The 7,663-nt window shown below is 72.9% G+C and carries 6 protein-coding genes and 1 pseudogene; 6 read left to right on the top strand and 1 reads right to left on the bottom strand.

The annotated features are described in order from the left end of the window. Positions 1-130 precede the first annotated feature (130 nt). From ACWC2T_RS37410 to ACWC2T_RS37395, 4 genes are all read left to right on the top strand, one after another. Positions 131-301, top strand: coding sequence for an FDLD family class I lanthipeptide (locus ACWC2T_RS37410; RefSeq protein ID WP_450674790.1), 171 nt, complete (start codon positions 131-133; stop codon positions 299-301). Positions 302-473: 172 nt separating this feature from the next. Continuing rightward, positions 474-3,713 carry a lantibiotic dehydratase gene (locus ACWC2T_RS37405; protein WP_450674789.1) on the top strand — a complete coding sequence of 1,080 codons (3,240 nt, stop codon included), beginning with the start codon at positions 474-476 and terminating at the stop codon, positions 3,711-3,713. Further along, the gene (locus tag ACWC2T_RS37400; RefSeq protein WP_450674788.1) at positions 3,710-5,068 is read left to right on the top strand and encodes a lanthionine synthetase C family protein; all 1,359 of its coding nucleotides are present in this window, start codon (positions 3,710-3,712) and stop codon (positions 5,066-5,068) included. Before ACWC2T_RS37405 ends, ACWC2T_RS37400 begins: the two co-directional genes overlap by 4 nt. 123 nt (positions 5,069-5,191) lie before the next feature. After that, the gene (locus ACWC2T_RS37395) at positions 5,192-5,575 is read left to right on the top strand and encodes a hypothetical protein (protein WP_450674787.1); all 384 of its coding nucleotides are present in this window, start codon (positions 5,192-5,194) and stop codon (positions 5,573-5,575) included. Between the two features lie 21 nt (positions 5,576-5,596). On the opposite strand, the pseudogene ACWC2T_RS37390 reads toward ACWC2T_RS37395, so the two are convergent. After that, positions 5,597-6,895 (bottom strand): annotated as a pseudogene (locus ACWC2T_RS37390) (IS256 family transposase). An 11-nt stretch (positions 6,896-6,906) separates the two neighbouring features. Here ACWC2T_RS37390 and ACWC2T_RS37385 point away from each other — a divergent pair. Then, entirely contained in the window at positions 6,907-7,212 is a 306-nt protein-coding gene (locus ACWC2T_RS37385; protein WP_450674786.1) for a hypothetical protein, read from the top strand. Positions 7,213-7,343: 131 nt separating this feature from the next. Continuing rightward, entirely contained in the window at positions 7,344-7,472 is a 129-nt protein-coding gene (locus ACWC2T_RS37380; RefSeq protein WP_450674785.1) for a hypothetical protein, read from the top strand. Positions 7,473-7,663 lie beyond the last annotated feature (191 nt).

Below are 7,663 nucleotides of genomic sequence, written 5' to 3'. Positions count from 1 at the left end.
TGTTCCTCCTGCTACCCCACCTGGTGCTGCTGAGCACGGCTGCCGACCGGCGCCGGCACCGCTCCCCGCAGTCCCGTAAGACCGACAGTGCACCGCTCACCGCTCTGACAACCCCTTCAAGGAGATTGGTATGAGCACTGCCATTCTTCCGGTCCTTGCCGACACCCAGCTTGAGGACGGTGTCTTCGACCTGGACGTCCGCATCGAGGTGGACGACACCCACTTGGCCGAGGCCGCGTTCACCTCCATCACCTGCAGCTTCACCTGCTGGTCCACCTTCCCCACTCAGTGCGGCTGCTGAGCAAGGCAGAAGGCCGGCTCCGTCCACGGCGTACGCCCGAGGGAGCCGGCATCCGAGGGCCCACGGGTCGGCGCGCCAAGGCTGTCGGCCGCGGCCCACCCCCGCGCGTCCGGCCGCCACGGCGCCCGACGCGCCGACCACGCCAGGGATCGCCACCGAGGGACTGCCACCGATGCCGTTGCCGCCCGCCCCCCAGCCGCTCTTCCGCACCGCCCCGGTCGCCCTGCTGCGAGCCCCGAGCCGCAGCTACGAGCACCGCGCCGCCTGGGCCGCCGCCTCTTCCACCGACCGCGCGGCCTGCGAGCAACTGCTGAGCGGAGCGGCTGGCGACGGTGTCTTCATGGACGCCCTACGGGTCGCCAGCCCCAGCCTGGCGAGCCTGGTGGCCGCGAGCACGGGCCCCACCGGGCTCGCCGGTCGCACCGACGCCCAGCTGCGCCGCGCCGTGGTCTCCGTGCTGCGCTACGAGATCCGGCTGCGTTCGCGTTGCACCCCGTTCGGGCGTTTCGCCGGTGTCGCCCCGGTCCGCTTCGCCCCCGCGGCCGACGGCCCGGCGGCGAAGGTGTCCTGGTCCGGCCCGGCACGCAGTCGTACCCGGGTCGATCTCGACTGGCTGCTGCGCGTGGTCCAGCAGCTTGAGCAGGACCGCGACCTGCTCCCGCACCTGAGCCTGCACGTCCATGCCGGGACCATCCCGCGCGGCGGCCGGCTGGTGACGGCCGCGCCCTCCAACCCCGGTGCCACGGCGGGCGACAGCACCCGCAGCGAGGTCTCGGTGCGGCTCACGCCGGTGGTCGCCGCCGCGCTGGAACTGGCCGCCGCCGGCACGACCGGCAAGGAGGCCGTCGCCGAGCTGGAGCGGCGCTACCCCGCAGCACCACCCGGCGCGGCCGCCGCCCTGCTGGCCACGCTGGTCCGCCAGGAGTTCCTGATCACCGGGCTGCGGCCGGTGCTGGACGGCGGCGACCCGCTCAGCCGGGTGATCGACGTACTGACCGCCACGGAGCGGTCCGCCGACCGGCCGCTGCCGCTGCTGCCGGCTCTGCGCGCGATTGCCGCCGACCGCGACCGCTACGACGCCGCCGCCACCCCCGGCGAGCGCGGCGCGGTGCTGGCCGCACTGGAGGAGAGGATGCGTCGGCTCGCCGACGCCGACCGGCTGGTCCACGTCGATCTGGCGCTGGATGCCGAGGTGCGGCTGCCGCACACGGTCGCCGAGGAGGCCGCCCGCGGGCTCGGCGTGCTGTGGCGGCTGTCCGTGCCCGGCCCGGCGCCGCTGCGCGGCTACCACCGGGACTTCCTGGAGCGCTACGGACTCGATCGGGTCGTCCCGGTGCTGCAGGTGCTGGACGACACGGTCGGCCTCGGCGCGCCGGCCGGCTACACCTGGCCGGCCTCGTCCCGCAGCGAGGACCCGGCACCGCGGCCGGCCCGCGAGCTGGAGCTGCTGCTGGGCCGACTGGCCGCCGAGGCGGTGCGCGACGGCGCCCGGGAGGTGGTGCTCGACGACGACCTGGTGGCGCGACTGGCCCCCGGGGAGCCGGCCCGCGAGTTGCTGCCGCGCTCCTGCGAGCTGTTCTGCACCCTGGTCGCCGCCGACGGACAGGCGCTGGCCGAGGGCGACTTCCTGCTGGTCGGCGGTGGCGGACCGGGTGCGCTGGAGGCCGGCGCCACCTACGGCCGGTTCGCCGGACTGGCCGGCTCGGTCAACGAGGAGCTGGCCGCCTTCGCCTTCCCCGAGCAGCCGGACGCGATCCACCTAGCTGTCGCCTACCAGCCGCGGCTCACCCGCGCGCTGAACGTCGCCAACAGCCCGCGCACCGCGGAGCACGAGGTGACCATCGGGCTGCCGCCGGACCCCGCCGCGACCGCCGTCCGGCTGGACGAGATCGGCGTGGCCGCCACCTTCGAACACCTGTATCTGGTGCACCTGCCGACCGGGCGCCGGCTGCTGCCGCACGCCCACCACGCGATGGACCTGCGCGGCCAGGCGCCGAACGCCGCCCGCTTCCTGCTCGAGGTCGGTCGGGACGCTCACCGCTCGTACGCGCCCTGGGACTGGGGACCGGCCACCAGCGCGCCGTTCCTGCCCCGGGTGCGCTACGGCCGGGTGGTGCTTGCCTCCGCCACCTGGCGCCTGGACGAGCTGCGTGAGCACACCGGGCTCGATCCGGCCGGCTGGGCCGAGGCGGTGCGGCACTGGCGGGAGCGCTGGCGTGCGCCGCAGCAGCTGGTGCTGACCCGCGCCGACCTCCGGCTGCCGGTTGACCTGTCCGAGCCCTGGCACCGCGAGCTGCTGCGCGACGCACTCTCCAAGGACCCCCATCTGCTCGCCGTCGAGCTGCCCGGCGGGGAGGAGCGGGCCGACGGCTGGCTGCGGGACGCCGAGGACCGGGCGCACCGCTGCGAACTGGCGTTGTCCTTCGTCCGGGAGCCGACGGCCGCGGCGCTCGCCCCCGCCGCACCCCGCATCCCGGCGGTGCGCCCGGCCGGGCCGCGGCTGGCCGAGCCCGGCGGCGAGTGGCTGTACGCCAAGCTCTACCTCTCGGGCCGGCAGGCGGACTCCTTCCTGACCGAGCAACTCGCCCCGTTCCTGGCCGAACTCCCCGACCCTCCCCGCGAGTTGATCGACCGATGGTTCTTCGTCCGGTACCGGGACCCGGACGACCACCTCCGGCTGCGGTTCCACGGGCCCGCTGACGGCCTGTGGCGGGAACTGCTGCCGCCGCTGCGCACCGCGGTCCGGCAGTGGACGGCCCAGGGACTCGTCGGGCGGTTCATACTCGACGGCTACGACCCCGAATGGGAGCGCTACGGCGGTCCCGAGGCCCAGGCGGCCGCCGAGCGCTTCTTCGCCGCGGACAGCCGTACCGCGCTCACCTTGCTGCGGACCGCCCGGAAGACCGACGGCGCAAGCGGTGACCTGCCGTGGGACAAGGAGACGCTGGCCGCCCTGTCGCTCGCCGCCATCGCGCACTCCTTCGGCCCGCCGCCCGCGGTCAACGCGCCGACCCGCTACCAGGAGCCGGGCGCAGCCTGGCTGGCAGGCAGCGCCGCCGGCGAGCAGCCGCCCGCCGGCTTCCGGACCCACCGGGCGCAGTGGCTGCGGCTGATCGACCCGGCCGGCGGCTGGCCCGCTCTGGCCGAGCATCCGCTGGGCGACCGGCTGGCGCAGGCCCTGGCCGACCAGACCGGCCATCTGCGCGCCTACCGCGAGCAGTTGGACGCGCTCGCCGCCCGCGGCGCCGGCTGGTCGCCGCTGCCCGGGGTGCTGGCGAGCCTGCTCCACATGTCCTGCAACCGGCTGCTCGGACCCGACCGGGACGCCGAGCTGCGCGTACACGCCCTCGCCCGCGCCTGCGTGACCGCAAACGCCGACCGAAGGAAGCACCAAAGGAAGCACCAGCGGTGACCACAGCAGCAGTGCCCGGCAGCACCGAGCGGATCGCGGCGGTCGTCGACCGGGTCGCCGCCGCCCTCACCCACGAGCCGCGCCCAACCGGCCCCGCGGTCGCACTGGAGGGCGGTTCCGGCGTCGCCCTGCTCCTCGCCGAGCTGGCCCGCCGGGATCCGGGCCGACTGCCCGCCGCGCACGGCCGGCTGACGGCGGCGGCCAAGGCCCTGACCGGGACGGCCTCCTTCGGCGTGCATCACGGCCCGGCCGCGGTGCTGACGGCCGTTCAGGCGGCTGCCCGGGTCGGAGGTCACTATCCGGGCCTGCGCCACACCCTGACCGCACACGTCGCGGCCGAGCAACTCGCCCGCCTCGCGGCCGAGCCCGCCGGACCAGGGGTGTCCTGGTCCAGCTACGACGCCATCACCGGCACCGCCGGCGTCGGCCGGGTGCTGCTCGGTGCGGTCACCGACGGCGACGCCGAGGAGCGGGCCGCGGCCGAGCCCGCGCTGCGCGCCACCCTCGCCCACCTCGTCGCGGTCAGCCGGCCGGTGCGGGTGGACGGCCGTGAGGTGCCCGGCTGGTGGGTGCCCGGCCACCGCCAGATGACCGAGGCGGACCGGGCCCGCTTCCCACGTGGGGACCTCAATCTCGGGACGGCGCACGGCATCGCGGGCCCGCTGGCGCTGCTCGCCCGCAGTGCCGAGCTGGGCGTGGCGGTCGACGGGCAGTCGGCCGCCCTGCGACGGATCGGCGGCTGGTTGGCCGAGCGGGCGGACCGGGACGCCTACGGACCGTACTGGCAGCGGCGGCTCCCGCTGGACGAGGAGTTGGCCCGGGCCCGCGGCGAACGCCCCCTGCCCTCCTCGCCCCGCACCGACACCGCGGGGGCCGCCTGGTGCTACGGCACGGTCGCCATCGCCAACGGCCTGCTGCGCGCGGCCGGCGTGACCGGCGAGGAGACCTGGAGCCGGCTCGCGCTGGCGGGTACCCACGCGGTGCTGGCCCGCCCAGGCAGCCTCGACGGTTTGAGGGGCCCCACCGTCTGCCACGGCGAGGCGGGCTTCCTGCAGAGCCTGTGGAGGCTCGGGCAGCAGGCCGCCGACCAGGCGCTGCTCGACCACTGCGACCGGCTGGCCGACCGGCTCGCCGCAGCCTGGGACGAACAGGCCGACTACGGCTACCGGCACCTGGCCGGGCCCCGCGGCACCACCGGTCCGCAGCACGGACGACCACCGGCCGAGGACAACCCCGGCATCTTGGAGGGCGCGGCGGGCGTGGCCGCCGCACTGCTCTCGGTGCTGCCGGGCCCGGGCGGGCCGGACAGCGAACAGCACGAGCCCGTCTGGGACCGCGTGCTGCTCCTGTCCTGATCATGGACTGGAGACCGACGTGCTCGTGCGGTTGCGGCGGAAGATCGCATAAGCGGGTCGGCTGGGGTCTAGCGTGCGCCGCATGCCGATGGAGTGTCGGACAGCCGTGTCAGACTCACCGCCATGAAGATCACCGAGGCGATCCACGAAGTCCTGAAGTCCAACTACGAGCCGCTGTGGGCGGCCGACGAATCCAGCGCTGCTGACCAGGCGGGCTACCGGGGCGAGTTCATCCTGGCCGGGCAGCTACGGGTGCACGGCGACCTCGCGATGTGCGGGCTTGACGCCCCGGAGTACTTCACCTTTGACGACATCGCCCACGGACTGCACGACGCCTACCTCGCCTACGACTGGGACGAGGAGCTGGGCACTTACGTCACCGCGGTGGCCCTGATCGTCGGCGGGACCACGCCGGAGGCGCTGCTGAACGCGAGTTGGGAGGACGAGGCGGACGACGTCAACTACCTCAGCGATCTACTCCAGCACCGGACGGGTGTGTTAACTTAACGGCTGATCTTGTTTGTTGGGTTATCGCTGGTCGGTGGGGGTCAGGCGGCCATCGAAGGCGATCTGGAAGGCGTTCAAGGGCGCCTTCCAGCGCATCGTCCAGCGGCGTCGGCCCTTGCCGGTCGGGTCCAGGCTCATCAGCGCCATGTAGACGCACTTCAACGCGGCGGCCTCCGACGGGAAGTGGCCGTGGGCCCGAACCGCCTTGCGGATGCGGGCGTTGACGCTCTCGATCGCATTGGTGCTGCAGATGACCTTGCGGATCTCGACGTCGAAAGAGAGGAAGGGCACCATCTCGGCCCAGGCGTCGGACCACAGCTTGATCACGGCCGGATACTTGGTGCCCCACTTCTCGGAGAACTCCAGGAACCGTTCGGTCGCGGCGGCGTCGCTGGGAGCGGTGTAGACGGGCTTCAGATCCTTGGCGGCCTTGTCCCAGCCCTGGCGGGCGCAGTACCGGATGCTGTTGCGAATCAAGTGAACGATACACGTTTGGACGACAGTTCGGGGCCAGACCGTCTCGACCGCGTCCGGCAGACCCTTCAGCCCGTCGCAGACGAGCATCAGGACATCCTCGACTCCGCGATTCTTCAGCTCGGTGAAGACCTGGAGTCAATGCTTGGCACCCTCACCGCCGTCACCGGCCCAGATCCTGAGAATGTCGCGGGTGCCGTCGACGGTGACGGCCATCGCGACGTAGATGGGACGGTTGGCGACCTTGCCATTGCGAATCTTCACGCTGATGGCGTCCACGAAGACCACCGGATAGACGCGGTCGAGCGGGCGCGACTGCCATTCGGTCATGCCCTCCATCACCTTGTCCGTGATCGTGCTGATGGTCTGCTTGGACACTTCCGCGCCGTACACCTCGGCCAGATGAGCCGATGTCTCTCCGTGCGTCAGACCCTTCGCGGACAACGAGAGCACCATCTCATCAACGCCGGTCAGGCGGCGCTGCCGCTTGCGGACGATCTGCGGTTCGAAGGTGCCGGCGGTGTCGCGGGGCACCTTCACCTCAACTGGGCCGACGTCGGTCAGCACGGTCTTGGCCCGGGTGCCGTTACGGCTGTTGCCGCTGCCTCGGCCCGCCGCGTCGTGCTTGTCATAGCCGACGTGATCGGTGATCTCGCCCTCCAGGGCGGACTCCAGGACCCGCTTGGTCAGCTGCTGCAGCAGCCCGCCCTCGCCGGTCAGCTGCAGCCCGTCGGACCGGGCGCGGTCGACGAGCATCGCGATCAACTGCTCGTCCGACACCGCCTCCGCGGCCGACTCGATGACCGGCTCTTCCACGGCCTCGTGCTCGGTGATGGTCTCGCTCATCAGGCGTCTCCTTGATCATCGGATCCGCCGTCTATTGGACACTCCCGCAGTACGCCGGCGACAACGAGCTGGGCGCCGTGCTCACCGCCTTCCGCGCCTCCCGCACCCCTGAGGAGGCCCTGACCGACCTTCGCCGGATGCTCCCCGCACTGCCACCTGCAGTCCGGACAGCGATCGCGCGGGGGATCGTCGAGACGGCAGCGGGCCAGGAGGCCGACCTCCTGGCCGCGGCCACCACCCTCAGTCCCAGCCAGCGCCAGCGGCTGTACGACGACCTCGGCGTGCCGGAGACCTGGGCGCTGCAGGCCCAGGCCTGACCATGGGGCACCCCCGGCGAGCCGGGGGTGCCCCTGCGCGTGAGGAGACCATCATTGATCATTGCTGAGACCACATGGACGCCGGAGACCGGCGAGTACGGCTACCTCCTCGCGCTCGGCGAGGACTACGAATGGCCGCCCGAGTGGCCGTATGGCTGGAGGTGCGGGCCCATCGGCAGCGACACGGCGCACTCAAGCCGCAGCTGCGGCGCCCGCAGAAGACGCAGACGGCGAACGCCGAACTACTGCTGTTCGACTGAGTTCCCGGAACTGCCGGGCGGGAGGCCAACTGGTTCTTCCGGCCGAGGCAGCTCGTCGTCGGAATCACCACGGCCGTGCACCACACGGAGCCGGACACGAGGGCGGGCCGCACCAATCTTGGTGCACAGGCGCGCTGGCGCTCCTCGCAGGGGGTGCTGTTCACCCCGGCCGAGTTCCTCCGGGTGGCCGA

The organism is Streptomyces sp. NPDC001393 (assembly GCF_053597455.1).
This window is presented reverse-complemented; position numbering and strand designations above follow the sequence as displayed.